The organism is Luteimonas qiangzhengi (assembly GCF_039548515.1).
In the GTDB taxonomy this organism is placed as follows: domain Bacteria; phylum Pseudomonadota; class Gammaproteobacteria; order Xanthomonadales; family Xanthomonadaceae; genus Luteimonas.
This window is the reverse complement of record NZ_JBCLVE010000003.1, coordinates 303,593-329,849: the sequence shown is the minus strand read 5'-3', so window position 1 is coordinate 329,849 and position 26,257 is coordinate 303,593. Positions and strand designations below refer to the sequence as shown.

Sequence of the window (26,257 nt, the reverse complement as noted above, 5' to 3'; positions counted from 1 at the left end):
CCCCCCCCCCCCCCCCCCCCCCCCCCCCCCCCCCCCCCCCCCCCCCCCCCCCCCCCCCCCCCCCCCCCCCCCCCCCCCCCCCCCCCCCCCCCCCCCCGCCGCGCATCGCACCCACCAGTCCGGCGATGACCAGCGCCAGGATCGGGAACATCGAGAGCGCGAAGCCCAATCCGCGGCTGGCCGGAGCAGCGGTGTAGCTGCGCCAGTAGATGATCCGGCCGACCAGATATACCGCTCCGGCCACCGCCACCCAGCCCTGCGGCCAGTACTTCGCGGCAATGAACAATGCCGGCAGGAAGGCGACCAGCAGTTCCAGGGTATTCATCTGCACGCGGTAGACGCGCTCGAATCCTTCGTGCCCCGACACGGCCGGCGCTTTGACACCGTAGCGGCCCCGCGCCCGACCAACCAGAACCGCGAAAAACACCAGCTGAGCGACCGCCAGCAGGGCGACCAGATCAATGTAATTCATTGTTTTCTCCCCATCGTGGCGCCACACGCAGATCCCTGGGTCACCCCTGTTATCCCGGCCACTCAGCCGATGCTTTCAAACACCATCAGTGGCGCGGGCGACAGCCACGGCTGCAGCCAGTGGTCCAGCAGCAGGAAGGCAAACAGCGCCATCAGGTAGACGACCGAGTAGTTGAACATCCGCATGGCGAAGAATTCATCCGGCGGGTCCAGCATTTTCCATGCGTACCAGAGGAACACGCCGCCCAGTATCAGCGCGCCGCCGAGGTAGAACAGGCCGCTCATGCCGGTGGCCCAGGGCAGCACGGTTACCACCAGTAGCAGCACGGTGTAGAACAGGATCTGCCAGCGGGTGTAGGTGACGCCGTGGGTGACGGGCAGCATGGGCACCAGGGCGCGGGCGTAGTCGTCGCGGCGGAAGATGGCCAGGGCCCAGAAGTGCGGCGGGGTCCAGACGAAGATGATCAGCACCAGCAGCAGGGCATGCGGATCCAGGGTGCCGGTGATGGCGGCCCAGCCCAGTGCCGGCGGCGCGGCGCCGGCGACGCCGCCGATGACGATGTTCTGCGGCGTGGCCCGCTTCAGATACCCGGTATAGATGATGGCGTAGCCGATCAGCGAGGCGAAGGTGAGCAGCGCGGTCAGCGTGTTGACCAGCAGCATCAGGATGGCCATGGAGGCCACGCCCAGCGCCACGGCAAAGGTCAGCACCTGCACCGGACGCAGAGTGCCGGTGGCCAGCGGGCGCTGCGCAGTGCGCACCATCACCTTGTCGATGCGCTGGTCGATGAGGTGGTTGATGGCGGCGGCGGAGGCGGCCGCCAGCCAGATGCCGAGCATGCCAAACACCAACAGATCCAACGGCGGCAGCCCGGGCACCGCCAGGAACATGCCCACCAGCGCGGTGAACACAATCAGCGAGACCACCCGCGGCTTGGTCAACTGCCAGTACTGGCCGACGATGCTGCCCATCAGTCCGGCTCCCTCACCCGCGCCAGCAGCGAGACCAGCACAAACAGCAGCATCGCGGCGCCCGCGTTGTGCATGACGGCCAGCCACAGCGGCAGCGCCAGCTTCACGTTGAGGATGCCCAGCGCCACCTGGGTGACGGTGAGCGCGGCCAGCGCGCTGCCCCAGCCGCGCATGCCGGGCATGCGCAACATCCGCACCGCCAGCGCAATCAGCACGGCGAACGCGGCCACGGCGCCCAGCCGGTGGGCCATCTGGATGGCGATGCGCGATTGGCCATCGAGGATCCCGCCTTCGTAGTCCACGTTGATCCCGCGCCACAGCACGAAGCCTTCGCGGAAGTCCGCCTGCGGCCACCATTGGCCCACGCAGCGGGGGAAATCCAGGTAGTGGTGGGCGTCGCCGGCCCAGCCACCGCCACCGCAGGAGAGCGCGGCGTAGTTGGCACTGACCCAGCCGCCCAGCGCAATCTGCAGGCCCAGCACCGCCAGCGCGGCATACAGCCAGCGGCGCACCGCGGGCGCGCTGGCCAGGCGGATGGGCACGTTGGTGGCGCGCCAGGCCATCCAGGTGATCAGCGAGAACGTCAGCAGCCCACCCATCAGGTGGGCCATCACGATGACCGGTTTGAGCAGCAGGGTCACCGTCCACTTGCCCAGCAGGGCCTGGAAGATGATCACCGCCAGGGTCAGCGCGGCCGCTCTGGCCAGATCAACGTTCGACCAGCGCAGCGCCGCCAGCAGCAGCACCGCCTGCCCTGCCCCGGCCAGCGCGAACGCTGCGCCGATGTGGCCATACATATAGGCGGGGATGGCCGCGGCCACCAGCGCCGATGCGCCAAGGATCTGCGCGGGCCCGAACCTGCGCTTGCGCGCGGCCAGCAGCGCCAGTGACAGCACCAGCACGCCGAGGATGGCGGCAATGTGGCGGTGCACCTGCTCGCGCCAGGCCTTGTGGGTTTCGAGCGGGCGGATCTGGCTTGCGGCGTGGTCGGCCACTTCGGCCGGCGCCTGCGGCCAGGCGGCGCGGCCATAGCAGGTGGGCCAGTCCGGGCAGCTCAGGCCGGCATCGGACAGGCGCACGAAGGCGCCAAACACCACCACGCACAGAGTCAGCACCACGGCGAACCAGGCGATCCGGTGGAAGTGTCGGTGAAGGGTCACCCTGGAAGGGGTGCGGCCCTGGTGCGGCAACGGTCCTGCCATCAGTCAAGTCTCAGCAGCCGTACCATGTCGCTGCGCAGGTCTCCCGGATCGAACCCCGGAGCGTAGCGCAGAATGACAAAGCCGTTCGGATCGATGACGTAAACCGGGACTCCGGCCGGGTCATCCACGCCCGGCAGCGCGGCGCGCAGGGCCGGATCGGCCTGGATCACGCGCAGGGAACGGTTGCTGACAATGCCTTCGGGCACCTCGCCCGCCCACAGCGTATGCACGCGATCGGCATGCCGGCCGAACAGCTGCCACACCAGGTCCAATTCGGCGGCAAGCTCCACACAGGGTGCGTCGCATCCCACCGGCGGGGCCAGGGTGATGCGCCAGATGCGCGCATCCGGATCCCACGGGTAGTCGCCGCCATCCTGCATCCGCAGCTGCATTTCACGCAGGTCGCCCGGCGGCTGCAGCAGTTCGCCATGGTTGCGGGTGCCTTCCGGACGCCAGCCGGAGAAGCGCAGCACACCGGCAATCAGCGCGCTGCCCAGGAAGATCACGACGATCAGGATCAGCATGCCGCGATTGCGGTTGCGCCGGGCGGTGGAGGCGGACGTTGGAGCGGGAGCGGGAGCAGTCATGGAGTGTGAGGATGCCTGTCATTGCCGGAATGAGCACGCCGGCGGCGGAAAGTGAGGATCAATGCGGTGACGAGCACGGTCAGCGCCAGGCCGTACCACTGCACCGCGTAGCCCAGGTGTTTCTCCGGCGGCAGGGTGTTGGGCAGGATCTCCAGGTCGCGGGCGTAGCCTCCGGCGATCTCGGGATCCAGGCGCAACACGCGCGGGGCGATGCGTGGCTGCCCGAGCGCTTCGGCCACGGCCTGCATGTCCAGCGCCATTAGCAGCAGGCTGCCATCGGCCTGCGGCTGAATCGCGGCGGCAGCCAGGCCCGCCGACGGCGGCGCCAGCAGCAGGCCTTCCAGCGGCGGGGGCGGCGGCGGATCGGTGATGGTGGGAATGGTGCGGTCGGGCGGCACTGGCAGCCAGCCCAGCTCAACCAGCAGCGGCTCGCCGGCGACGGGCTCGAACAGGCGATACACCCGCACGCCGGGGCGCCCGCCGCGCTGCTGGTTGTCCAGCAGGATTGCGGGTGCCTGCGCCCAGCGACCATCGCCCGCGGCCCAGGCGTACCCGCCGGCGCTTGCTGGATCCGCCGCGGCGGCAAGCGGCTGCGCCTGGCGACGTTCCAGCACCTCGGCGGAGGCATCCAGCATGGCCTGCTTCTCGTGCTGGCGTCCGTACTGCCAGGTGCCAAGCCAGGTGAACAGCGCAATCCCGATCACCGCCAGCGTCCAGCCGAAGACCAGCGTTGTACCGCGTCTCAACATGGCCGGCTGTCGGGCTGCAATAATGAACCGCCGCGCCCCGCGGCTACGGAGCCTTCGATGAACGACACGCTCAAAATCCTGCTGATCGCCGCATTTTTCATCGTCATTCTGTGGAACCTCGGCGCGGGTCTGTATTACATGATGTCCGACAAGGGCCAGACCAAGCGCACCGTCAATGCGCTGACCCGTCGGGTGGCGGTATCGGTCGCCCTGATTCTGCTGGTGATGCTGTCCATCTGGATGGGCTGGATCCAGCCGCACGGGATTGGTGGGTGAGCGAATGCAGCCAATGCCCTGGCGGCATTGGCTGCATTTGCGAACGACCGGCTATGGATGGCCGGACCGGGCGCTCATCCGGCTATTCGATTCAATCCGCTACACCACGTAAACAAACAGGAACAGCGCCAACCACACCACGTCGACGAAGTGCCAGTACCAGGCGGCGGCTTCAAACACGAAGTGGTTCTCCGCGTCGAAGTGGCCCTTCAGGCTGCGCAGCCACACCACCAGCAGGATCAGCGCGCCCAGGGTCACGTGGACGCCGTGGATGCCGGTGAGCATGAAGAAGGTGGAGCCGTAGATGCCCGAGCCCATGGTCAGGTTCAGGTCACGGTAGGCGTGCACGTACTCCATGGCCTGGGAGACCAGGAAGATCGCGCCCAGCAGCACCGTGGCGCCCAGCCAGATCAGCAGCTGGCGGCGGTTATTGGCCTTCAGCGCGTGGTGGGCAATGGTGAGGGTGATGCCCGAGGTCAGCAGGATCAGGGTGTTGAGCAGCGGCAGGCCCCAGGCCGGGATCAGCTCGAAGCCGCCACCCACGGCTGCCGGACCGGCGGTCGGCCAGGCCGCACTGAACTCGTCCCACAGGAAGGTGTTGGTGGCCACGCCCTTGACGCCTTCGCCGCCCAGCCACGGCACCGAGAGAATGCGGGTGTAGAACAGCGCGCCGAAGAACGCGCCGAACAGCATCACCTCGGAAAAGATGAACCAGATCATTCCCATCCGGAATGAGCTGTCCACCTGCTTGTTGTAGTAGCCGGAGACCGATTCCACGATCACATCGGCGAACCACTTGAACAGGATCAGCGCCAGCCCGGCCACGCCGACGAAGAACATCGTCGGCCCCCAGCTGACATCGTTGAACCAGCTGGCCAACCCGAACATGGCGATGAAGAACGCCACCGATGCGAACAGCGGCCACTTGCTGTGGGTCGGCACGAAATAGGGCTGCTCTTCGTGCGTGTGCTGTGCTTGGACTTGGGCCATGGCTCTGAGCTTCCGGTTCGAACTGCGTGGTGTGGTGTGGATCGGTCAGCGCGCTGCCAGGGGCCGCACGTGCTCGACGGGCCCGGGCGCATCTTGCGCCAGTCGTTCGGTTGCGTGATCGTTTTTGAAGAAGGTGTAGGACAGGGTCACCGTATCAACCATGTCCGGCAGTGACGGATCGATGATGAAGCGCACCGGCATATCGCGCACTTCCCCCGGCTGCAGCGTCTGCGCGGTGAAGCAGAAGCATTCCGTCTTCTGGAAGAATTTCGACGCGCGCGCCGGTGCCACCGAAGGCGTGGCGGTGCCCACGATCGCCGCATTGCTGTTGTTCTGGGCGAAGTAGGTGGTCTCGTACACCTTGCCCACCTGCACCTGCATGCGCACCTCGTTGGGACGGAACGACCACGGCAGCTTGGAGTTGGCTACGCCGTCGAACTCCACCGTCACCATCCGCTCCATATCCAGCTGCGCGGCCTGCACAGGCTCGGCCACGGCGGTGTTGTCCAGGCGGATGCCGAACACCTTCTGGCAGGCGATGCGGTAGATCGGCACCAGCGAAAAGGTCACCACGAAGGCCGCCAGGGCAATGCCCAGCAGTTTCAGGATTCCCGCGTGGCTGGATGCGCTCACTGGTTCAACACTCCCGAGAGGATGAAGCCCGCATAGACGGCGACGGCGACGATGGCGACCACCAGTGCGGTCCGCCGCGCACGCCTGCGCGCGGCAGCCAACTGCGCCTCATCGCGGCGTGGATGCTGGTCATGACTTGCGGGCATTGGTGTCGGCCGATCCTTCAATCTCGGAGCTGGACTGATCGTAGTCCAGGTGTTCGAAGTCGCCGTGCGCCAGGTCGCCCGGACGGATCACCGGCGGTACGGAGAAGGTGTGGTGCGGAGCCGGCGAAGGCACGGTCCACTCCAGGCCCTTGGCCCCTTCCCACGCGCGCGCCTCGGCCCTGGCTCCGTACTTCTTGGAGTGGAACAGGATGGCGAACATCATGAACGGGGTGACGAACATGCCGAACGCGCCAATCGAGCTGACCAGGTTCCAGTCGGCAAACACCACGTTGTAATCCGGGATGCGGCGCGGCATGCCGGCCAGGCCGAGGAAGTGCTGCGGGAAGAACAGCAGGTTGGAGAACACGATCGTCCACCAGAAATGCAGCGCCGCCCAGCGCTCGCTGTACATGCGTCCGGTCCACTTCGGCCACCAGTAATAGATGGCCGCGATGATGCCGAAGATCGCGCCGGTCACCAGTACGTAGTGGAAGTGGGCGACCACGAAATAGGTGTCGTGGTACTGGAACGTGGCCGGCACGATGGCCAGCATCAGGCCCGAGAACCCGCCGATCGAGAACAGCACCACGAACGCGCACGACCACAGCATCGGCGCCTCGAAGGTGAGCGATCCCTCCCACATGGTCGAGACCCAGTTGAAGATCTTCACCCCGGTGGGGATGGCGATCAGCATGGTCGCGAACATGAAGTAGATCTCGCCGCCCAGCGGCATGCCCACGGTGAACATGTGGTGGGCCCAGACGATGAAGCTGAGGAACGCGATGGCTGCCGTGGCGTACACCATCGCCTGGTAGCCGAACAGCGGCTTGCGGCTGAAGGTCGGGATGATCTCGCTGACCACGCCGAAGGCGGGCAGGATCATGATGTAGACCTCGGGGTGGCCGAAGAACCAGAAGATGTGCTGGTACATCACCGGGTCGCCGCCGCCGGCCGCGTTGAAGAACGAGGTCATGAAGAACTTGTCGGTCAGCAGCATGGTGACCGCGCCGGCCAGCACCGGCATCACCGCGATCAGCAGGAACGCGGTGATCAGCCAGGTCCAGCAGAAGATCGGCATTTTCAGCAGATCAATGCCCGGCGCGCGCATGTTGAGCACGGTGGCGATCACGTTGATGGCGCCCATGATCGAGCTGATGCCCATCATGTGGATGGCCAGGATGGTGAAGGCGATCGAGTTGCTGCCCTGCAGGCTCAGCGGCGGATACAGGGTCCAGCCCGTGCCCGGCGCCCCGCCCGGCATGAACAGGGTGGACAGCAGCATCAGGAACGCGAACGGCAGGATCCAGAACGACCAGTTGTTCATGCGCGGCAGCGCCATGTCCGGCGCGCCGATCTGCAGCGGGATCATCCAGTTGGCCAGGCCCACGAAGGCCGGCATCACTGCGCCGAAGATCATCACCAGCGCATGCATGGTGGTCATCTGGTTGAAGAAATCGGGGCTGACGTGCTGCAGGCCTGGCACCGCCAGCTCCAGGCGGATGATCACGCTCATTGCCGCGCCGATGATCACCATCGTGAAGGCGAACAGCAGGTACAGCGTGCCGATGTCCTTATGGTTGGTGGAAAACAGCCAGCGGTCCACAAAGCCCTGCTTGTGGCCGTGGTCGTCAGCGTGGTGGAGGTCGGCGGTGGTCGGTGTGCTGGACATTGCGTCTGCCTGGAAAATCGTGCGTGGGTGTTGCCGCTCAGCCCGCGATCGGCGCGGTGGCGGTGACCTGGGCGGTAGCTTCCTCAGCCGGGATCTCTTCAGCCGGCTCATTGATCACCGGTGAAGGAGCCGGAGCCGCAGCCGCCGGGGCGTTTTCCGCCTTGCGCGCAGCCAGCCACTGGTCGAACTCGGCGCGCGGAACGGCGCGCACCACGATCGGCATGAACGCGTGGTCCTTGCCGCACAGCTCCGCGCACTGGCCGCGGTATACGCCCGGCTCGCGGATCTCGGTCCAGGCCTCGTTGATGATTCCGGGGATCGCATCCTGCTTGAAGCCCAGCGCCGGCACCCACCAGGAATGGATCACGTCATCGGCGGTAATTACGAAGCGCACCTTGGTATCGGTGGGCAGCACCAGCTCGTTGTCCACCTCCAGCAGGTAGGCACCGTGCGCGTCCAGCTCGGCGCGAGTGGTATTGCGGTTCTGGCGCAGGCGATCGCTCTCGCGGTCCATGCGGCTGAGGAAGCTCAGATCCTCGCCGATGTACTCGTATTCCCACATCCACTGGAAGCCGGTCACCTTGACCGTCATTTCCGAGTCGCGCACGTCATACATCTGGATCAGCTTGCTGGTGGCCGGGAACGCCATCACCACCAGGATGACCACCGGGATCACGGTCCAGATGACTTCCGCCGTGGTGTTGTGGCTGAACTGCGACGCCACCGCGCCCTTGGATTTGCGGAACTTGAAGACCGCATAGCCCATGGCGCCGAACACCAGCACGCCGATCACCACGCAGACCCACAGCACGAACATGTGCGCGTCATAGGCGTTCTGGGAGGTCGGGGTAACGCCCCGGCCCATGTTCAGCTGCCACCTGTGCGGATCGGCTGACTGGGCAAACACACAGGCGGACAACGCCCAGAGTGCGAGGCCAACGCCCCATTGCTTGACACGAGCGACTTGCTTCACGTTCGAACCCCGATGCCGGAAAAGGCGTTGCGTACTGCGGTACTGCGGTCGGAAACGAAACCATGCGTTTGTCCGGCAAAACATCACCAATACGTATGGACAAACGCACAGCCAGTCTGTACTCAAAAGCGGCCCCGATAGTAGCGACCTCCGCCAAGCGCGGGCAAGCACTGCAAATCGTGGACCTTTTCGGGGGCCTTCAGTCATGGTCCCAAAAGCCCGCCACGACGGGCCCGGACCGCTTAGAATTGGGTTCCATCCCCATGTGTGCCTGACCGTGTCCGCAGCCCCCCCATCGTCCCGTTTGCCGTCATCGTCCCCAGCGCTGGCGAAGATCACCGCCGCATGGACGCGTGATGAAACCACCCATCTGCGCGAACTGCTCGAACAGGCACGCCTGCCCGAGGAGGATCGCCAGACGGTCCAGGTCACCGCGACCGATCTGGTACGCCGGGTCCGCGCGCGCAGCCAGGACCAGGGCATGGTTGAAGCCTTCATGCAGCAGTACGACCTGGCCAGCGAGGAAGGCGTGGTGCTGATGTCGGTGGCCGAGGCCCTGCTGCGCATCCCCGACGAGGACACCGCCGACAAGCTGATCCGCGACAAGCTCAGCGATGCCGACTGGAAAAAGCACATGGGCCGGTCCGAGTCGGTACTGGTCAACGCCTCCACCTGGGGACTGATGCTGACCGGCCGGCTGGTGGACCTGGCCGATGAAACCAAGCGCGACGTGCACGGCGCCTTCAAGCGGCTGATCGGCCGCGTAGGCGAGCCGGTGATCCGTCTGGCCGTGCGCCAGGCGATGCGCATCATGGGCCACCAGTTTGTGATGGGCCGCACGATCAGCGAAGCCCTGGCCCGCGGTCGCAAGGGCCCGAACGCCAACTTCCGCTACTCGTTCGACATGCTGGGCGAAGCGGCCATGACCGCCGCCGACGCCGAGCGCTATCTGAAGGCGTATCACGACGCGATCGACGCGATCGGTGCCACCGGTCCGTTCAGCGATGAAATTTCCGCGCCCTCCATTTCGGTCAAGCTGTCGGCCCTGCACCCGCGCTACGAACACGCCAAGCGCGAGCGGATGATCGCCGAACTGGTGCCGCGCCTGCTGGGCCTGGCCCAGCGCGCGATGCGCCTTCGCATCGGCCTGACCGTGGACGCGGAGGAAAGCGATCGGCTGGAGCTCTCGCTGGCGGTGTTTGAAGCCGCTTGGAGCGACCCCTCGCTGCAGGGCTGGGAGGGCTTTGGCCTGGTGATCCAGGCGTACCAGAAGCGCGCGCCCTACGTGATCGACTGGACCGTTGACCTGGCCCGCCGCCACGGCCGCCGCATCCCGGTACGCCTGGTCAAGGGCGCCTATTGGGACAGCGACGTGAAGCGCTCGCAGGTGGATGGCCACGACGGCTATCCGGTATTCACCCGCAAGCCCAACACCGACGTCAGCTACTTGGCCTGCGCCCGGCGCATGCTGGAAAACACCGACGCGGTGTATCCGATGTTCGCCACCCACAACGCGCACACCATTGCCGCCGTGCATCGCATGGCCAAGCGCTGGCTGCCGGCCGATGCGCCGAAGGCCACCGGCCATGCCTGGGAGTTCCAGAAGCTGCACGGCATGGGTGACGACCTGTACGCGGAAGTCATGCCGGCCGACCGCCTGGATGTGCCCTGCCGCGTCTACGCGCCGGTGGGCAACCACGAGGAACTGCTGCCGTATCTGGTGCGCCGCCTGCTTGAAAACGGCGCCAACTCGAGCTTCGTCAACCGCATCAGCGACGACGACGTGGCCATCGAAGACCTGGTGCGCGACCCGATCGAGGTCGTTGAAGGTTTGCTGGCCACCCCCCACCCCCGCATTCCCCTGCCGGTCGAGCTGTACCGCAACCAGGGTGTCAACAGGAGCAATTCCATGGGCGTCAACTTCGCCAACGACGACCAGCTTCGCAAGCTTGCCGAAGAAATCGCCGCCATCCCGGCCACCTGGTCCGCCAGGCCGCTGGTGCCGGGCGCCGACACCTCTGGCGCGTCGCACACCGTGACCAGCCCCGTCGACCGGCGGGTGGAGCTGGGCACCTGGATCGAAGCCGACGAAGCCGTGGTGGAGCGCGCCCTGGCCAACGCCGTCGCCGCCCAGCCGGGCTGGGATGGCACCCCGGCCATGTCGCGCGCCGCGATCCTGGAGCATGCCGCCGATCTGCTGGAAGCGCGCATGGGCTACTTCATCGCCATGTGCACCCGCGAGGCCGGCAAGACCATCCTCGACGGCGTGGCCGAAGTCCGCGAGGCGGTGGACTTCCTGCGCTACTACGCCGGCCAGGCCCGCACCCTGTTTTCGCCGGCCGCCCTGCCCGGCCCGACCGGTGAATCCAACTCGCTGCACCTGGGCGGGCGCGGCGTGTTCGTGTGCATCAGCCCGTGGAATTTCCCGCTGGCCATCTTCCTGGGCCAGGCGTCGGCGGCGCTGGCTGCCGGCAACGCGGTGATTGCCAAGCCGGCCGAGCAGACCACCCTGATCGGCTTCGAGGCGATCAAGTTGATGCACGAGGCGGGCATCCCCACCGACGTGCTGCAGTTCGTGCCGGGCACCGGCGCCGTGGTGGGCGCAGCGCTGACCTCCGATCCGCGCGTGGACGGGGTGGCTTTCACCGGCTCCACCTTCACCGCCCGCGCCATCAACCGCGCCCTGGCCGCGCGCGACGCCGCGATCGGCATCCTGGTGGCCGAGACCGGCGGCCAGAACGCGCTGATCGCCGACTCGTCCACCCTGCCCGAACAGCTGGTGCGCGACGTGCTGGGCTCGGCCTTCACCTCGGCCGGCCAGCGCTGCTCGGCGGCTCGGATCCTGTTTGTGCAGGACGACATTGCCGACAAGGTGATCGAGATGATCGCCGGCGCCACGGCCGAGCTGCAGGTTGGCGACCCGGCCCTGCTCTCGACCGACGTGGGCCCGGTGATCGACGACGCCGCGCTCAAGATGCTCAACGAGCACGCCGCACGCATGGATGCCGAAGCCAAGCCGATCGCCAAGGCCAGGGGCAACGACACCCTTGCCCACGGCACCTACTTCCTGCCGCAGGTGTGGGAGCTGGAATCGCTCGATCAGCTGGAGCATGAAAAATTCGGCCCGGCGCTGCACGTAATCCGCTGGAAGTCGGGTGAGCTGGACAAGGTGATCGACGCGATCACCGCCACCGGCTACGGCCTGACGCTCGGCATCCACTCGCGCATTGACGAGACCGTGGACCACATCGTGGCCCGGGCGCGGGTCGGCAACGTGTACGTGAACCGCAACCAGATTGGCGCGGTGGTGGGCGTGCAGCCGTTCGGCGGCCGCGGCCTGTCCGGCACCGGCCCCAAGGCCGGCGGCCCGCACTACCTGCCGCGCTTCGCCACCGAGAAGACCGTCACCATCGACACCACCGCCGCCGGCGGCAACGCCAGCCTGCTGACGCTGGAAGACTGACAAAAAAAGGCCCCGCAATGCGGGGCCTTTTTCATACAGCGGGTGTTGCGATCAGAACTTGTACTGCGCCGAGATGCCGAACAGGTTGGCACCGCCGTCGTAGGAACCGGTCAGGCGTGCACCGCCGCCGACAATGTCCAGCTCCGGGTCGTCACCGATGTGGATCCGGGTGTAGGCGCCGGAGATGTCCCAGCTGTCGGTGACCGCCCAGGTGGCGCCGATGGCGAACCAGGTGCGGTCCTCGTCGGGCATGCGCGGGCTGCGGTGCTGGAAGGCGATCGGCGACTCGTCACGGCCCACGCCGCCACGCAGGGTCCAGCGATCGTTGAGCGCGTATTCGGCGCCGATCGAGTAGAACCAGCTGTCGTGCCAGTTGTAGTTCTCGACCGAATCCGGCTGCGCCGGGTTGTCGAACTGGATGCGCACCTCGTCCATCGAGGTCCACTGGGTCAGGCGGGCCTCACCCATCAGCGACAGGCGGTCGGTGGCCTGCCAGGTCGCGCTGAAGGTATGGGTGGCCGGCAGCACCAGGCGGGCGCCACCATCGACGTTCTGGAACTGGCCGGTGCCCGCCAGGATCGGAGCCACGTTGGACGGCACGTCGAACACGGCATCACCATCCACCTCGTGCTTGACCTCGGAACGGTAGGCGTAGCCGAGCGACAGGGCGTCGATCGGATGCACGTTCAGGCCGACGGTCCAGCCGATGCTGGTATCGGAACCGCTGACCTCGGCGAAGCCGTCATTCTTCTGCGGGCCGTAGGGGCCGGTCACCGGATCGGGCATGAAGCACAGCTGCTGGGTGGCCGGGTTCGCGCACAGCGAGCTGCCGAAATCGATCGCGTTGGACAGGGTCACGTCGGAACGCTGGACGATCAGGCCGAAACCGGCTGAGATGCGCTCGTGCAGCTGCACCGAAGCCGCCAGGGTCAGGTCGATCACGCGCACGTCGGATTCGATCGCGTGGTAGCGACCCATCCAGTCGGCATCGTATTCAGTGGACAGGCCGAACGGCACGCTGACCATCGCGCCCAGGGTCAGGTACTCCAGGTCGCCGGTGAACGGCAGGATGAAGGACATTGCCGGGATCGGGGTCACGCCGCCGGCGTTGCCGCCGTCGCCGCCCTGCAGCGGCTGCTGCAGCGGGCTGCCCGCGGCCGCGCTGCCGCTGCCCTCGAATTCAAAGGTCAGATCGATGGCGGTCACGTCGATCTGGAAAGTCTTGGCGTCGAAAGTCGACATCAGCGCCGGGTTGTTGGCCACGGCGGAAGCGTCGCCGGTCGCGGATGCGGAACCCGCCATCGCGCGGCCCTGGGCCTTGACGCTGTTCTCGCGCAGTTCGAATGCCGAACCGTGGGCCGCACCCGAGGCGGCGATACCTGCAACTGCCAGCGCGAGGGCTGAAACAACCAGCTTGTGGGGATTGGTGTTCATTACTCTTCTCTCTCCGATTGAATCGTTTTTTAGGCCGCAATGCAGACCGCCCCCCGGTCCTGCCTGCAGTCACCCCAAGGGTGCAACGGCGGCGCGGCACTATACCGTACCCCCGCGTGTGGTCAGCAGGAAAAAAGGCACAGTGACCGCTGTCCCGGCTGAACAGGTATCGTGGAATATTCCGCCGCCGCCCCAGCCACGCTCGATGTTCGTCTCCATCCCCACCCACGCCAGGCGCGGTTTGCGCTGGGCCACGCCGGGCCTGTTCGCGGCGCTGTGGCTGGCCTATCTGTGGGCCAGCGTGTACCCGGACAGCGTGCGCCACGACCTGCTGGCCGAGTGGGGCACGCTCAGCGGTGGCCTGGCCCCGGGCAGCCTGCTGCACTGGTCGCAGCTGGAAAACTGGCTGCGGCTGCTGAGCGCGCTGTTCCTGCATGCGGACTGGGCGCACCTGCTGGGCAACCTGGTGTTCCTGCTGATCTTCGGGCTGCCGGCCGAGCGGGTGATGGGGCCCTGGCGGTTCCTGACCCTGTTCCTGATCGGCGGCGCCTTCGCCAACCTGATTGCCGCGCTGGCGATCGGCACTCCGGACCGGCTGATCATCGGCGCCAGCGGCGCGGTATCGGCGATCATCGGCGCGTACCTGGCGCTGTTTCCGCGCGCGCGGCTGGGGGTGGTGCTGCCGCTGGGACTGTTCCTGGAATTCGTGCGCGCGCCAGCTTCGTTGCTGATCGGCATCTGGGCGCTGCTGCAGGTGGTGTTTGTCTATATCGGCCCGGCGTTTGGCGCCGTGGCGTGGGCGGCGCACGTGGGCGGGTTCGTGTTTGGCGCGGTATTCGCGCTCGCCTCGCGCCAGGCCATCGCCCGGCGGCTGCGCAAGCTGCAGGGGTATTAGCGGGCGCTGCGCTTATACTTCGCGGCCCAAGCCGCGCTGACCAGCCACCAACACACGGGCCACCGCCATGCCGATCCGCACCCTGTTGTCTGCTGCACTGTTCACCCTTGCGCTGTCGGCCTGCGAGCCGGCACCCACCGCCGACACCGATCCGCACCGCCAGCCGGTGGCTGCGGTCGCCAGCGGCGGCAATGCTTTCCAGGTACGGGTCACCCTGTCGGACGCGGCAGCCGGGGCGCTGGGCGCCAATGGCGCATCGATCATCGTGACTGCCGACTACTTCGGCTACGCCAGCGTCGCCGCCCAGCAGCGCCAGCTGGCGGGTGCCGAGGAGCCCTGGCTGGGCCTGGCCCGGCACCAGGTGGAATTGGCCGGCGCGGGCAGCGCCGATTTCCCCGAGGTCCGGCTGGATCCGGCCCAGCTGCAGCTGGTGGAAGAAGGACGCCCGCACCTGCGCGTGGACGTCAGCAGTTCAGACGCTGAAGCAGAAGAAAGCGGGCTGCTCGATTGCGGCACCTTCCAGGACACCCTCATCGCCGCCGTGCGCAGCGGCGTGGATATCGACTGCAAGCTGATTGCCGAGTAGGCCGTCAGGCGTCACGCGGCTTCGCGGGTACGACCCGCTCCTATAGGGGTTCGACTCCTACAGGGGTTCGGTGCCGGGCTGCATTGATTTCAGCTCGGCCAGCGCGGCGTTGATCGGACCGTCGCCGGGCAGGACGCTGCCGGTGGCGGCGCCCGGGTCTTCTTCGTCGCCGTGAAGGTGCCCCGGCAGCGCGGCCTCGGAACGATCGAAGACGCGGCTGGGCGGAGTGCTCTCCGGCTCCAGCACCAGATCCGGATCAATGCCGCGGGCTTGGATCGAGCGGCCGTTCGGGCTGTAGTAGCGGGCGGTGGTCAGCTTGACCGAATCGCCGTTGTCCAGCGGCAGCACGGTCTGCACCGAGCCCTTGCCGAAGGTGCGGCTGCCGATGATCCGGGCGCGACCGTGATCACCGAGCGCAGCGGCCAGCACTTCCGAAGCGCTGGCCGAACCCGCGTCCACGATCACCACCACCGGCGCACCTTGCAGCAGGTCGCCGGAGGTGGCGCTGAATTCGGTTTCGCTGATTGGATGACGGCCGCGGGTGCTGACGATCCGACCCTCTTCCAGCAGGTCATCGGCGATCTGCACGGCCGAGGTCAGCAGCCCGCCGGGATTGCTGCGCAGGTCCAGCACCAGTCCGCGCAGCGGCCCCTGCTGCTGGAGTTCGGCGATGTTGCGCTGGAAGTCGGCCGCGGTGTCGACCTGGAAGGCGCTGACCCGCACGTAGGCGTAGCCCGGCTCCAGGAGGCGCGAGCGCACGCTGGTGATGTGGATCCGTTCGCGCTCCATTTCGATTTCAAGCGGCTGCAGTTCGCCCTCGCGCAACACCGTCATCGCCACCCGGGTCCCGGGCTCACCGCGCAGCGGGCCCATCCCATCGTGGCTGGCCGGGGTCAGCGGTTCACCATCGACGGCCACGATCACATCACCGGACTGGATACCGGCGCGGGCTGCGGGCGTGCCATCGATCGGCGACACCACCCGCATGTTGCCGTCCGGCAGCCGCTCCACTTCCACCCCGACCCCGGCATAGGCACCGGTGGTGTTCTCGTCGAAGGCGCGGGCGTCTTCGGCGGACATGTAGACACTGTGCGGATCCAGATCAAGCAGCAGGCCGCGGATGGCCGACTGCATCAGCTCGGCGTCTTCCACCGGATCCACATAGGCTTCCTTGACCGCGGTGAAGACCGCCACGTAGCGGTGGATCTCGCGCAGCGGCACGCGGCTGGCGTCGGCGGGGTCTGCTGCGGCGTTGTCGGCGGTCGCCGGCTCTTCGCTGGCCGGCTCTTCACTGGGCGGCTCCGCCGCGTGGGCGGACACCAGCAGCAGGCTGGCGATGGCAAAGGGCAACAGGCAACGGCGCATGCAGACAACTCCGGAAGGACGGCGGCCGCGCCCGTCACGGGCACGACCCGGTCCGATTATGCACGCCCTGCCGGAACCTCCGCTGGCCGGCAGCGGGCCCCGCTCAGCGCTTCTGCAGCCAGCTGGTGGGATCGATCGGCTGGCCGCCGCGGCGCAGTTCGAAGTACAGCGCCGGCTGGCCCTGCCCGCCGGAGTTGCCCACGCTGGCCACCGGATCACCGCGTGACACGCGGTCGCCCACGTCACGCAGCAGGGCGTCGTTGTGGGCGTAGAGGCTCATGTGGTCGTTGCCGTGATCGACGATCACGATCAGGCCGTAACCGGTCATCCATTCGGCGAACACCACGGTGCCATCGGCCACCGCCTGCACGGTGGCACCGGTAGCGGCCCCGATCAGTACGCCTGAACTGCGGCGCCCATCGGGCATGTTGGCGCCGAAGCCGGCCAGCAGGTTGCCGGCCAGCGGCCAGCTCAACCCGCCGACCCGCACCGGTGCGCCGCGCGCCACCTGGGCCGGAGAACGGCGGGGCGAACGCTCGGTGCTCGCACTGCTGCGGGCCGCCCGCGCGCGTTCCGCGGCCTCGCGTTCGGCGGCACGGGCGGCGGCGGCGCGCAGCTGGGTCACCACTTTTTCCAGCGCCCCGGCATCACGACCCAGGCGCTGCTCACGCTCGCGGCGGTCCGTGTATTGGGTTTCGAGTTCGGCCAGCTTGCCGGCGCGCTCGCCGCGGTCGCGCTCCAGCTCGGCCAGCTGGGCATCCTGGCGCACACGCTCGGCCTCCAGCGCCGCGGTGCGCTCGCTGATTTCCTGCTCCACCGCGTCCAGTTCCTGCAGCTCGGTGCTGAGGCTGTGGATGCGCTCGGCGCGCTGGCCCTGCAGGTAGCCGTGGTAGGCCAGCATGCGGTTGGCATCGCCGACCCGGTCCTGGGCCAGCAGCAGCTTGAGCGCGGCATGATCGCCAATGGCGTAGGCGGCGCGAAGCAGGGTGGCGAGTTCTTCGCGCTGGCCGCCGAGGTGTTCACTGAGCTCAATGCGGCGCACGCCGAGCTCGGCCAAGGCATCTTCTTGCTGTTTGATCCTGTCCCGGGTCTGGTGCAGGGCCCGCGTGGACGCGGCCACCTGCTCGTCCGCTTCACGCAGCGCGCGCGCAGCCTCGCCGCGCTGGCCCTCCAGCCGACGGCGCTCGGTGGCCACGCCGTCCAGCTCCTGCTTGACCCGGGCCAGCCGGCGCTCGGCCTCGCGCTGGTCCTGCTGGGCCTGGACCGGCACGGCGGCAAGCGCCAGCGCGGCGGCCAGGACCAGCAGCGCGCGACGCGGGCCGGTCATCGGCATCAGGCCTGCTGCAGCAGGCTGCGGCCGGTCATTTCCTCCGGCGCTGGCACCCCGGCCATGTCCAGCAGGGTCGGGGCCAGGTCACGCAGGGATCCGCCGTCGCGCAGGGTCGCGGTGCGGTCGCCGACATAGATCAGGCCCACCGGGCCCACGGTGTGGGCGGTGTGCGGCTGGCCGGTGTCGGGGTCGCGCATCATTTCCACATTGCCATGGTCGGCGGTGACCAGCAGCTCGCCGCCGCGGGCGCGGGTCGCTTCGACCACCCTGCCAACCGCCGCGTCCACCACCTCGACGGCCTTGATCGCCGCCTGCAGGTCGCCGCTGTGACCCACCATGTCGGGGTTGGCGTAGTTGCACACGATCACGTCGAAGCGACCCGATTCGATCGCCTCCACCAGCCGGTCGGTGACCTCCGGGCAACTCATTTCCGGCTGCAGGTCATAGGTGGCCACCTTGGGGCTGGGCACCAGGATGCGCTCCTCGCCGTCGAAGGGCTCCTCGCGCCCGCCGTTGAGGAAGAAGGTGACGTGGGCGTACTTCTCGGTTTCGGCAATGCGCAGCTGGCGCAGGCCGCGATCGGCCACCACCTCGCCCAGGGTGTTGCGCAGATTGTCCGGGGCGAAGGCCACCGGGGCGTTGAGGCTGGCGTCGTATTGGGTCAGGCACACGAACCGGCCCAGGCGCAGCGACCGCCGGGCAAAGCCGTCGAAATCCTCCTGCACGAAAGCGGCGCTGAGCTGGCGGGCGCGGTCGGCACGGAAGTTCATGAACACCACCGCGTCGCCGTCGCTCATCGGCTGCGTTCCGTCGATCACCGTGGGCAGCACGAACTCGTCGTTCTCATCGCGGGCATAAGCGGCTTCCAGCGCGGCCAGCGGGTCGGCGGTGCGCTCGCCCTGGGCGTTGACGATGGCGTCCCAGGCCAGGGTGACCCGCTCCCAGCGGCGGTCGCGGTCCATGGCGTAATAGCGTCCGCTGACGCTGGCGATGCGCACGTTGCCCAGCTCGTCGCACTTGTGCTGCAGCTTCTGCAGGCTCGGACGGGCCGAACGCGGCGGCGTGTCGCGTCCGTCCAGGAACGCGTGCACCGCCACCCGCGGCACGCCGCGGCGCTTGGCCAGCTCGAGCATGGCGAACAGATGGTCTTCGTGACTGTGCACGCCGCCCGGCGACAGCAGGCCCATCACATGCAGGGTGCGGCCGTTGTCGATCGCCTCGTCACAGGCGGCCAGCAGTTCGGGGTTGTCGAAGAAGCTGCCATCGGCGATCGCGGCGCCGATCCGGGTCAGCTCCTGGTACACCACCCGGCCGGCACCGATGTTCATGTGGCCGACTTCGGAATTGCCCATCTGCCCGTCCGGCAGGCCGACGAAACCGCCCTCGGTATGGATCAGGGTGGTGGGCGCGCTGTCCCACAGCCGGCGCCAGTTGGGGATATCGGCCTGGGCGATGGCGTTGTCGCGCGGATCTTCGCGGTGACCCCAGCCGTCCAGGATCAGAAGAACCACCGGTTTCGTGCTGTGGGGGGCTGCGGACACGGCGTGGCTACCTGTAAGTTATGGCAGGTGCGATTGTAGCCGCGTGCAGGCAAGCTGTTGCCGCGCCCCGAACCCGCTGAAAGTCACGCCGAGGACACCACCATGATCACCCTGATCCGTACCGCCATCGCGCTGACGCTCGCCATGGCCCTCTCTTTCGTCCTGTCCAACGCCCATGCCGCGGAAGACATCAGCCGGGTCAACGGCGCCGTGGAGCTGGCTGCCGGCCAGCAGGCGCGCAACCTGAGCACCGTCAACGGCGGCATCCGCATTGGTGACGACGCCCGATTCAATGACGCCGATACCGTCAATGGCGGCATCCGGGCCGGCCACCGGATCCAGGGCAGCGATCTGACCACGGTCAATGGCGGCATCGAGCTGGGCGAGCAGGCGGTGGTGGAAAGCCTGACCACCGTCAACGGCAGGATCCATGCAGGCCCGGGCCTGCGCGCCAGCGACGATGTGGAAACGGTGAGCGGCAGCATCTTCATCGACCGCGGCGGCCACGTGGATGGCGATGTCAGCACGGTGAACGCCGGTATCGGCCTGGTGCAGACGGAAGTGACCGGAAACGTGGAAACCGTGACCGGCGATATCACCGTCGGCATCGGCTCGCGGGTGCATGGCGACGTGCGCGTGCGCAAGTCCGGCACCAGCTGGCTGCGCATCGGCAATGACCGCGCACCGCGGATCGTGATCGGTCCCGACGCGGTGGTGAACGGCGAGCTGGTGTTCGAGCGCGAGGTGTCGCTGTACGTGCACGAGAGCGCCCGCACCGGCCGCATCACCGGCGCCACCCCGACCCCGTTCTCCACCCCGCGCGCGCCCCGCGACTGAGCGCGGCAACGGGCTGAAGGAAGCGGATAGAGAGGAAGCGGATAGAATCGGGGGTTTCCTCCCTGGAGATCTTCCGCATGCAACGATTTGTGCCGATCAGCCTGCTGGCCACCGCGCTGGCGCTGGCCGCCTGCGGTGGCGACCGCCCCGCCACCGACACCGCTGCCGACGCGCCCGCGAACGACAGCGCCGCGGCCCATGAGTTCTCGCCGGAGATCAACGAAGCCGACTTCCGCGAAATGACCCGCACCCTGGCCTCGGACGAATTCGAAGGCCGCGCCCCGGGTTCGCCGGGCGGCGAGAAGACGGTCGAATACATCAGCGCCCAGTTCGAGCGCATCGGCCTGCAGCCGGCCGGCGAGAACGACTCCTGGTACCAGACCGTGCCGATGGTGCAGACCACGGCCAGCGACGCGACCGTGCTGCGCGTCACCGGCGCCGACGGCGAACGCGAGCTGCAGTTCGGCAGCGACATGATGCTCGGCACCCGCACCGGCCAGCAGACCATCAGCGTCAGCGACAGCGAGCTGGTGTTTGTGGGCTACGGCGTGGATGCGCCGGAGCGCGACTGGAACGATTACGAAGGCCTCGACGTGAAGGGCAAGACCGTGGTCATGCTGGTCAACGACCCCGGCTTCCACGTGGATGACGCCGAGCTGTTCGACGGCAACCGCATGACCTACTACGGCCGCTGGACCTACAAGTTCGAGGAAGCCGCGCGCAAGGGCGCGGACGCGGCGATCATCATCCACGACACCGCCGGTGCCTCCTATGGCTGGGACGTGGTGCGGACTTCATGGTCGGGCGCCCAGTTCGACCTGCGTGCCGAGGACGATCCGGCGCCGCGTCTGCCGGCCCAGGGCTGGGTGACCAACGACGTGGCACGCGAGCTGTTCGCCAACGCCGGTCTGGACCTGGACGAGCAGATCCGCGCTGCAAGCTCCGCCGATTTCAAGCCGGTGCCGCTGCAGGCTTCGGTGTCGTTCGAGCTGGAAAGCGAAGTCGTCGAAGCTTCCTCGCGCAACGTGATCGGCGTACTGCCGGGCACCGAGAAGCCCGAGGAAGTGGTGGTGTACATGGGTCACTGGGACCACCTGGGCGTGCATGCCGACGGCGAGATCTACAGCGGCGCCATCGACAACGCCACCGGCATCGCCGGCATCATCGAGATCGCCGAGCGCTTTGCCCATGACGAGCCGGCACCGAAGCGTTCGGTGGCCTTCCTTGCGGTGACCCTGGAGGAATCCGGTCTGCTGGGCTCGCAGTACTACGTGGCCCACCCGGCGTTCCCGCTGGAGAACACCGTGGCCGCGATCAACCTGGACGCCATGAGCGTGGCCGGACCGTCGCGCGACTTCGTGGTCACCGGCATGGGCAACTCGGAGCTTGAGGACATTCTTGAGCCGATCGCCACCGCCCAGGGCCGCACCCTGGTGGAAGAAGGCAACCCGGCGGGCGGCTTCTACTTCCGCTCCGACCACTTCAACTTCGCCAAGGCCGGCGTGCCGGCGCTGTACGCCAAGGGCGGCAACGACCTGGTTGACGGTGGCACCGAAGGCGGCCGCCTGGCCGGCGAGGACTACGCCACCCGCTACCACCAGCCCAGCGACGTGTACCGCGATGAGTGGAACCTGGACGGCCTGATCCAGGACCTGGAAGCGCTGTACGACGTGGGCCGGGTGATGGCCGACGACGTGGACCAGTGGCCGAACTGGTACGAAGGCAACCCCTTCAAGGCTGCCCGCGACGAGATGCGTCAGTAAATCACGCCAAGCCTCTGCCTCCGCAGGCCGGCTTCGCAGGCCGGACCTGCGGGTGACATGAAGACGGCGCCCCATGGGCGCCGTCTTCGTTTACGCCTTTCACCAGTAGGAGCGCGCCATGCGCGCGAAACCGCGTGACTGTGATCCGCGCGGGAGAGCTTCGGCCAGACCGTCGTAACCGGAGCCCTGCCGCAAAACATGATTCACGCGGCTTCGCGCGCATGGCGCGCTCCTACAGAGGAGGCGTGATTCGCGGGGCGTCGGGGGCGTAGCCCCGACCTACGGCGCCACGAGACGGACGCGGGCGAAGTTGCGTTTGCCGACCTGCAGGACGCCCTCGAAGCCCGGGGTGAACACGCTGCCGGCATCCTCGATCACCGCGCCGTCCACGCGCACCGCGCGCTCCTTGAGCTTGCGGTTCGCCTCGGAATTCGAAGGCGTGATCCCGGCCGCGGTCAGCAGCGGCGCGATACGCAGGCCCTCGGCCGGCACAGCCACTTCCTTCAGCGGCAGCTGCGAGGTATCGCCCTGCCCGGTCACCGCAGCGCGCCAGCCGGCAATGGCCTTCTCCGCCGCAGCGGCGTCATGGAAGCGGGTCGCCAGCTCACGCGCCAGGCGCAGCTTCACCTCACGCGGATTGAGCGCGCCAGCCTCCACTTCGGCCTTCAGGCGCGCGGCCTCGTCGATGCCGATGTCAAAGCTCAGCAGCTCGATCCAGTCCCACATCAGGTCGTCGCCAATCTTCATCGTCTTGTTGACGAAATCGATCGCCGGGTCGGTCACGCCAATGTAGTTGCCCAGTGACTTGGACATCTTGTTGACCCCGTCCAGGCCCACCAGCAGCGGCATGGTCAGCACCACCTGTGGCTTCTGACCGTGCTGCTCCTGCAGCGCGCGGCCCATCAGCAGGTTGAACTTCTGGTCGGTACCGCCCAGCTCCACGTCCGATTCCAGCGCGACCGAATCGTAGCCCTGCACCAACGGGTAAAGGAATTCATGGATGGCGATCGGCTGCTGGGCGCCATAGCGTTTGGCGAAGTCGTCACGCTCCAACATCCGCGCCACGGTGTGCGAAGAGGCCAGCCGGATCATGTCGGCCGCGCCCATCTTGCCGAACCACTCGGAGTTGAAGCGCACTTCGGTGCGCTCCGGATCCAGCACCTTGAACACCTGCGCCTTGTAGGTCTCCGCATTGGCCAGCACGTCCTCGCGACTGAGCGGCGGCCGGGTGGTGCTCTTGCCGGACGGGTCGCCAATCATCCCGGTGAAGTCGCCGATCAGGAACACGACCGTATGCCCGAGATCCTGGAACTGGCGCATCTTGTTGAGCAGCACCGTATGGCCCAGGTGCAGGTCAGGCGCGGTCGGGTCGAAGCCGGCCTTGATCCGCAGTGGCCGGCCGGCAGCCAGGCGAGTCTGCAATTCGTCGGACTTGAGGATCTCGTCGGCGCCGCGGGCGATCTGTTCCAGGGCCGCGGCAGAGGGGGAGGCGTGGGGCACTGCAGTTCTCGACTCTGCGGACAGGCTGAATGTGACCGCCGTCCGATGGGTTAATGGATTTCTAACGCTTTGTTGCAAAAAGGAAATTCAATTCCATCAATCGTTTGACGCGACCTTCTCACCTCTTTATCGTACCGCGCTGACGCCCTCTTCACTCAGCCACGGAAACCCATGACGTCTTCAGATCCTGCGTCGGACTCCGAACGCAACCGTCTCGTCCGTCGTGCCAACCTGGATCACGTGGCTGTCGGCGAAGCCCGGTCGGCCGATTCACAGCAGCCACAGCCGCGCGGATTCACCGGCCGATGGTCGCGACGCCAGTGGGGCCAGGCCAGCCTGCTTGCCACTGCCGGCGCCCTGATTTTCGCTCTGCTCCCCGCCGGCTTTTCCAGTGCCATGCAGACTGACAGCGGCGACATGCGCATGGCCACCATGGCCTTGGCGCTGCCGCTGGCTCCCGCCCCGGCACAGGACGCCGCGCAGTCGAACTACTGGGAAACGGTCACCGTGCAGTCCGGCCAGACGCTGGGCGAGATCTTTGCCAACAAGGGCGTGCCGGTCAGCCTGCTGAACAGCATTCTGCAGACGCCGTCGGCCGGCAAGGCCCTGGGCCGGATCCGGCCGGGGACCGAGCTGGGCTTCGAGTTCCATCCGGACACCGGCACCCTGAGCGGCTTCCGCTTCGAACTGAGCAATACCGAGCGGGTGGAATTGGCCGTGGCCGGCACCGCGATCACCGAGCACGTGATCGAGCGTCCGGTGGAAGTACACACCGCCGTGATCAGCGGCGAGATCCGCAATTCGCTGTTCGGCTCGGCGCGCCAGGCCGGCCTGTCGCCCGGCGCGATCTCCACCCTGACCGATCGCATCTTCCAGTACGACATTGATTTCGCCCGCCAGGTCCAGCCCGGCGACCGCTACTCGGCAGTGGTCGAGGAGCTGTGGCGCGAGGGCGAGCGCGTGGGCAGCGGCGAGGTGGTGGCTGCCACCTTCACCACCGGTGGCAAGACGTTTACCGGCTTCCGCTTTGAGAACGACGGCAAGGTGGAGTACTACGACGCCGACGGCCGTCCGCTCAAGCGCAGCTTCATCCGCTCGCCGATCGAATTCGCACGCCTGAGCTCGCGCTTCGGCAGCCGCCGGCATCCGATCCTGGGCACCATGCGCATGCACAACGGCGTCGATTACGCCGCCCGTACCGGCACCCCGATCATGGCCGCCGGCGATGCCCGAGTGCAGTTCCGCGGCCGCCAGCGCGGCTATGGCAACACCGTGATCCTTGATCACGGCCGTGGCCACACCACCCTGTATGCCCACATGTCCCGCTTTGGCAATGCCCGTCAGGGCGAGCGCGTGTCGCAGGGCCAGGTGATCGGCTACGTCGGCGCCACGGGCCTGGCCACCGGCCCGCATCTGCACTACGAATTCCGCGTCAACGGCGCGCACCGCGACCCGCTCAAGGTCACCATGCCGCCACCGGAGCCGCTGAAGGGCGCCACGCTGGCCAGGTTCAAGGCCGAAACCGCCCCCACGCTGGCCCGCATGGAGCAGTACGAAACCCTGCACTACGCGCGCCAGCAGGCCGCCACCGCGCCAGCGCTGGCTTCGACCAGTGACCAGGCTTCCGGCGACCGCGGCTGATCCGCGACAGCCCGCTGCATGCAGCGGGCACTGCCAGGGGCTGCATTGCCCATGTCTTTTCCGATCCCCACTGAGCGAAGCATTTACCTGGGCCTGATGTCAGGCACCAGCGCCGACGGCATCGATGTGGCGCTGGTGGACTTCAGCCAGCCTGCCACCCCGCGGATGCTGTCCGGCCACGCCTGGCCGTGGCCAGCGGACCTGCGCCGGCAGCTGGTGGAGCTCGGCCAGTCCAGCGCCTCCATGGGCCTGGACGATTTCGGCGAGCTGCACGTGCGGATCGGCACGATCTTTGCCGATGCAGTGAAGGCCGCTCTGGCGGACAGCGGGATCGCGGCTGACGACGTGGCGGCGATCGGCTGCCATGGCCAGACCCTGCGCCACCGCCCGCACGGGCGCCATGGCGACGGCCGCTTTCCCTTCACCCTGCAGCTGGGCGATGCCAGCGTGCTGGCCGAACGCACCGGCATCGCCGTGGTGGCCGACTTCCGCAGCCGCGACGTGGCCGCCGGCGGCCAGGGCGCGCCGCTGCTGCCCGCTCTGCACGCCGCCCTGCTGCACAGCGCTGGCGAAGACCGTGCCGTGCTGAACCTGGGCGGCATCGCCAACCTGACCCTGCTGCCACGGGACGCCGGATCCGACGGCCGCGTGGTGCGGGGGTTTGATACCGGCCCGGCCAACGCCCTGATGGATGCCTGGTGCCAGCGCCATACCGGCCAGGCCTTCGACCGCAACGGCGCATTTGCCGCCAGCGGCCAGGTGGATGAAGCGCTGCTGGCGCGGCTGCTGGCGGAGCCGTGGTTCTCCCGACCCGCGCCCAAATCGACCGGCCGCGACCAATTCCACCTGGACTGGGTACAGGCGCAGCTGACTGGAAACGAACCACCCGCCGACGTGCAGGCCAGCCTGCTTGCGGTGACGGTCCACACGGTGGCGGACGCCTTGCGCGCAACGCTGCCGCAGGCCGAACGTCTCATTGTCTGTGGCGGCGGGGTGCACAACCCGGCCCTGATAGCGGCACTGGCCGCCGGGCTGCCGGACTGCAAGGTGGAATCCAGCGCCGCGCACGGCCTGGACCCGGATTACGTGGAAGCCATGGGGTTCGCGTGGCTCGCCCGCCAGACCGCCTTGGGCCTGCCGGGAAACCTGGCGTCGGTCACCGGCGCTGCCGGACCCAGGATCCTCGGCGCCATCTATCCGGTTTGATACGAAGGGCGGAGAGCTCGCTCCCACC

General features: G+C 67.6%; 21 protein-coding genes and 2 pseudogenes. 8 read left to right on the top strand and 15 right to left on the bottom strand.

Features of this window, described 5'->3' with window-relative positions; all coding sequences use genetic code 11:
- From WCE59_RS03795 to WCE59_RS03775, 5 genes are all read right to left on the bottom strand, one after another.
- Window positions 1–472, bottom strand: a 472-nt coding sequence (locus WCE59_RS03795) for an MAPEG family protein (protein ID WP_343257373.1), incomplete at its 3' end; no start/stop codon positions are given.
- Between the two features lie 62 nt (window positions 473–534).
- Window positions 535–1,443 carry a heme o synthase gene (cyoE, locus tag WCE59_RS03790; RefSeq protein WP_343257372.1) on the bottom strand — a complete coding sequence of 303 codons (909 nt, stop codon included), beginning with the start codon at window positions 1,441–1,443 and terminating at the stop codon, window positions 535–537.
- Window positions 1,443–2,645 (bottom strand): COX15/CtaA family protein, encoded by a 1,203-nt coding sequence (locus WCE59_RS03785; RefSeq protein ID WP_343257371.1) that lies wholly within the window; start codon window positions 2,643–2,645, stop codon window positions 1,443–1,445. Before WCE59_RS03785 ends, cyoE begins: the two co-directional genes overlap by 1 nt.
- Window positions 2,645–3,232 carry a hypothetical protein gene (locus WCE59_RS03780; protein ID WP_343257370.1) on the bottom strand — a complete coding sequence of 196 codons (588 nt, stop codon included), beginning with the start codon at window positions 3,230–3,232 and terminating at the stop codon, window positions 2,645–2,647. The genes WCE59_RS03785 and WCE59_RS03780 overlap by 1 nt, the downstream gene beginning before the upstream one ends.
- The gene (locus tag WCE59_RS03775) at window positions 3,229–3,981 is read right to left on the bottom strand and encodes an SURF1 family protein (protein WP_343257369.1); all 753 of its coding nucleotides are present in this window, start codon (window positions 3,979–3,981) and stop codon (window positions 3,229–3,231) included. Before WCE59_RS03775 ends, WCE59_RS03780 begins: the two co-directional genes overlap by 4 nt.
- 57 nt (window positions 3,982–4,038) lie before the next feature.
- Between WCE59_RS03775 and WCE59_RS03770 the strand changes: the two genes are divergently transcribed.
- On the top strand, window positions 4,039–4,257 hold the full coding sequence (locus WCE59_RS03770) for a twin transmembrane helix small protein (RefSeq protein ID WP_343257368.1): 219 nt from the start codon (window positions 4,039–4,041) through the stop codon (window positions 4,255–4,257).
- A 99-nt stretch (window positions 4,258–4,356) separates the two neighbouring features.
- Here the strand turns inward: WCE59_RS03770 and WCE59_RS03765 are convergent, their stop codons facing one another.
- From WCE59_RS03765 to coxB, 5 genes and pseudogenes are all read right to left on the bottom strand, one after another.
- Window positions 4,357–5,247, bottom strand: a complete 891-nt coding sequence (locus tag WCE59_RS03765) for a cytochrome c oxidase subunit 3 (RefSeq protein ID WP_343257367.1) — start codon at window positions 5,245–5,247, stop codon at window positions 4,357–4,359.
- Window positions 5,248–5,292: 45 nt separating this feature from the next.
- Window positions 5,293–5,880 (bottom strand): cytochrome c oxidase assembly protein, encoded by a 588-nt coding sequence (locus WCE59_RS03760; protein WP_343257366.1) that lies wholly within the window; start codon window positions 5,878–5,880, stop codon window positions 5,293–5,295.
- Window positions 5,877–6,026 (bottom strand): hypothetical protein, encoded by a 150-nt coding sequence (locus WCE59_RS03755; RefSeq protein WP_343257365.1) that lies wholly within the window; start codon window positions 6,024–6,026, stop codon window positions 5,877–5,879. Before WCE59_RS03755 ends, WCE59_RS03760 begins: the two co-directional genes overlap by 4 nt.
- 49 nt (window positions 6,027–6,075) lie before the next feature.
- Window positions 6,076–7,695: pseudogene (gene ctaD / locus WCE59_RS03750) on the bottom strand (cytochrome c oxidase subunit I); the annotation flags it as partial.
- Between the two features lie 37 nt (window positions 7,696–7,732).
- Window positions 7,733–8,668 carry a cytochrome c oxidase subunit II gene (coxB, locus tag WCE59_RS03745; RefSeq protein ID WP_449284091.1) on the bottom strand — a complete coding sequence of 312 codons (936 nt, stop codon included), beginning with the start codon at window positions 8,666–8,668 and terminating at the stop codon, window positions 7,733–7,735.
- Between the two features lie 247 nt (window positions 8,669–8,915).
- On the opposite strand from coxB, the gene putA reads away from it, so the two are divergent.
- Window positions 8,916–12,131 carry a bifunctional proline dehydrogenase/L-glutamate gamma-semialdehyde dehydrogenase PutA gene (gene putA / locus WCE59_RS03740; RefSeq protein WP_449284095.1) on the top strand — a complete coding sequence of 1,072 codons (3,216 nt, stop codon included), beginning with the start codon at window positions 8,916–8,918 and terminating at the stop codon, window positions 12,129–12,131.
- A gap of 51 nt (window positions 12,132–12,182) precedes the next feature.
- Here putA and WCE59_RS03735 read toward each other — a convergent pair whose 3' ends face one another.
- Window positions 12,183–13,565, bottom strand: a complete 1,383-nt coding sequence (locus tag WCE59_RS03735; RefSeq protein ID WP_343257363.1) for an OmpP1/FadL family transporter — start codon at window positions 13,563–13,565, stop codon at window positions 12,183–12,185.
- A 205-nt stretch (window positions 13,566–13,770) separates the two neighbouring features.
- Here WCE59_RS03735 and WCE59_RS03730 point away from each other — a divergent pair, with 205 nt between their 5' ends.
- Window positions 13,771–14,460, top strand: a complete 690-nt coding sequence (locus WCE59_RS03730; protein ID WP_343257362.1) for a rhomboid family intramembrane serine protease — start codon at window positions 13,771–13,773, stop codon at window positions 14,458–14,460.
- A 67-nt stretch (window positions 14,461–14,527) separates the two neighbouring features.
- Complete coding sequence (locus WCE59_RS03725; protein WP_343257361.1) at window positions 14,528–15,046, top strand: hypothetical protein; 519 nt, start codon at window positions 14,528–14,530, stop codon at window positions 15,044–15,046.
- 69 nt (window positions 15,047–15,115) lie between these two features.
- On the opposite strand, the pseudogene WCE59_RS03720 reads toward WCE59_RS03725, so the two are convergent.
- The 3 genes and pseudogenes from WCE59_RS03720 to gpmI form a co-directional block, all read right to left on the bottom strand.
- Window positions 15,116–16,411 (bottom strand): annotated as a pseudogene (locus WCE59_RS03720) (S41 family peptidase); the annotation flags it as partial.
- A 103-nt stretch (window positions 16,412–16,514) separates the two neighbouring features.
- The gene (locus WCE59_RS03715; RefSeq protein ID WP_343257360.1) at window positions 16,515–17,738 is read right to left on the bottom strand and encodes a murein hydrolase activator EnvC family protein; all 1,224 of its coding nucleotides are present in this window, start codon (window positions 17,736–17,738) and stop codon (window positions 16,515–16,517) included.
- A 5-nt stretch (window positions 17,739–17,743) separates the two neighbouring features.
- Window positions 17,744–19,252 (bottom strand): 2,3-bisphosphoglycerate-independent phosphoglycerate mutase, encoded by a 1,509-nt coding sequence (gpmI, locus tag WCE59_RS03710; protein WP_343257359.1) that lies wholly within the window; start codon window positions 19,250–19,252, stop codon window positions 17,744–17,746.
- A 132-nt stretch (window positions 19,253–19,384) separates the two neighbouring features.
- On the opposite strand from gpmI, the gene WCE59_RS03705 reads away from it, so the two are divergent.
- Together WCE59_RS03705 and WCE59_RS03700 are read left to right on the top strand one after the other, a co-directional pair.
- Window positions 19,385–20,119, top strand: a complete 735-nt coding sequence (locus WCE59_RS03705) for a hypothetical protein (RefSeq protein WP_449284090.1) — start codon at window positions 19,385–19,387, stop codon at window positions 20,117–20,119.
- A gap of 77 nt (window positions 20,120–20,196) precedes the next feature.
- A complete protein-coding gene (locus tag WCE59_RS03700) occupies window positions 20,197–21,882 on the top strand; it encodes a M28 family metallopeptidase (protein WP_343257358.1) in 1,686 nt (561 codons plus the stop codon).
- Between the two features lie 279 nt (window positions 21,883–22,161).
- Here WCE59_RS03700 and tyrS read toward each other — a convergent pair whose 3' ends face one another.
- The gene (gene tyrS, locus WCE59_RS03695; protein WP_343257357.1) at window positions 22,162–23,382 is read right to left on the bottom strand and encodes a tyrosine--tRNA ligase; all 1,221 of its coding nucleotides are present in this window, start codon (window positions 23,380–23,382) and stop codon (window positions 22,162–22,164) included.
- A gap of 171 nt (window positions 23,383–23,553) precedes the next feature.
- Here tyrS and WCE59_RS03690 point away from each other — a divergent pair, with 171 nt between their 5' ends.
- Window positions 23,554–25,023 carry a M23 family metallopeptidase gene (locus WCE59_RS03690; RefSeq protein WP_343257356.1) on the top strand — a complete coding sequence of 490 codons (1,470 nt, stop codon included), beginning with the start codon at window positions 23,554–23,556 and terminating at the stop codon, window positions 25,021–25,023.
- Window positions 25,024–25,074: 51 nt separating this feature from the next.
- On the top strand, window positions 25,075–26,229 hold the full coding sequence (locus WCE59_RS03685) for an anhydro-N-acetylmuramic acid kinase (RefSeq protein WP_343257355.1): 1,155 nt from the start codon (window positions 25,075–25,077) through the stop codon (window positions 26,227–26,229).
- Window positions 26,230–26,257: the final 28 nt, after the last annotated feature.

Bases quoted from the DNA above. Each gene is read 5' to 3' on its own strand.
- cyoE (WP_343257372.1), bottom strand. From the start codon at position 1,443: ATGGGCAGCATCGTCGGCCAGTACTGGCAGTTGACCAAGCCGCGGGTG.
- WCE59_RS03785 (WP_343257371.1), bottom strand. From the start codon at position 2,645: ATGGCAGGACCGTTGCCGCACCAGGGCCGCACCCCTTCCAGGGTGACC.
- WCE59_RS03780 (WP_343257370.1), bottom strand. From the start codon at position 3,232: ATGACTGCTCCCGCTCCCGCTCCAACGTCCGCCTCCACCGCCCGGCGC.
- WCE59_RS03775 (WP_343257369.1), bottom strand. From the start codon at position 3,981: ATGTTGAGACGCGGTACAACGCTGGTCTTCGGCTGGACGCTGGCGGTG.
- WCE59_RS03770 (WP_343257368.1), top strand. From the start codon at position 4,039: ATGAACGACACGCTCAAAATCCTGCTGATCGCCGCATTTTTCATCGTC.
- WCE59_RS03765 (WP_343257367.1), bottom strand. From the start codon at position 5,247: ATGGCCCAAGTCCAAGCACAGCACACGCACGAAGAGCAGCCCTATTTC.
- WCE59_RS03755 (WP_343257365.1), bottom strand. From the start codon at position 6,026: ATGCCCGCAAGTCATGACCAGCATCCACGCCGCGATGAGGCGCAGTTG.
- WCE59_RS03735 (WP_343257363.1), bottom strand. From the start codon at position 13,565: ATGAACACCAATCCCCACAAGCTGGTTGTTTCAGCCCTCGCGCTGGCA.
- WCE59_RS03730 (WP_343257362.1), top strand. From the start codon at position 13,771: ATGTTCGTCTCCATCCCCACCCACGCCAGGCGCGGTTTGCGCTGGGCC.
- WCE59_RS03725 (WP_343257361.1), top strand. From the start codon at position 14,528: ATGCCGATCCGCACCCTGTTGTCTGCTGCACTGTTCACCCTTGCGCTG.
- WCE59_RS03715 (WP_343257360.1), bottom strand. From the start codon at position 17,738: ATGACCGGCCCGCGTCGCGCGCTGCTGGTCCTGGCCGCCGCGCTGGCG.
- WCE59_RS03705 (WP_449284090.1), top strand. From the start codon at position 19,385: ATGATCACCCTGATCCGTACCGCCATCGCGCTGACGCTCGCCATGGCC.
- WCE59_RS03700 (WP_343257358.1), top strand. From the start codon at position 20,197: ATGCAACGATTTGTGCCGATCAGCCTGCTGGCCACCGCGCTGGCGCTG.
- WCE59_RS03690 (WP_343257356.1), top strand. From the start codon at position 23,554: ATGACGTCTTCAGATCCTGCGTCGGACTCCGAACGCAACCGTCTCGTC.
- WCE59_RS03685 (WP_343257355.1), top strand. From the start codon at position 25,075: ATGTCTTTTCCGATCCCCACTGAGCGAAGCATTTACCTGGGCCTGATG.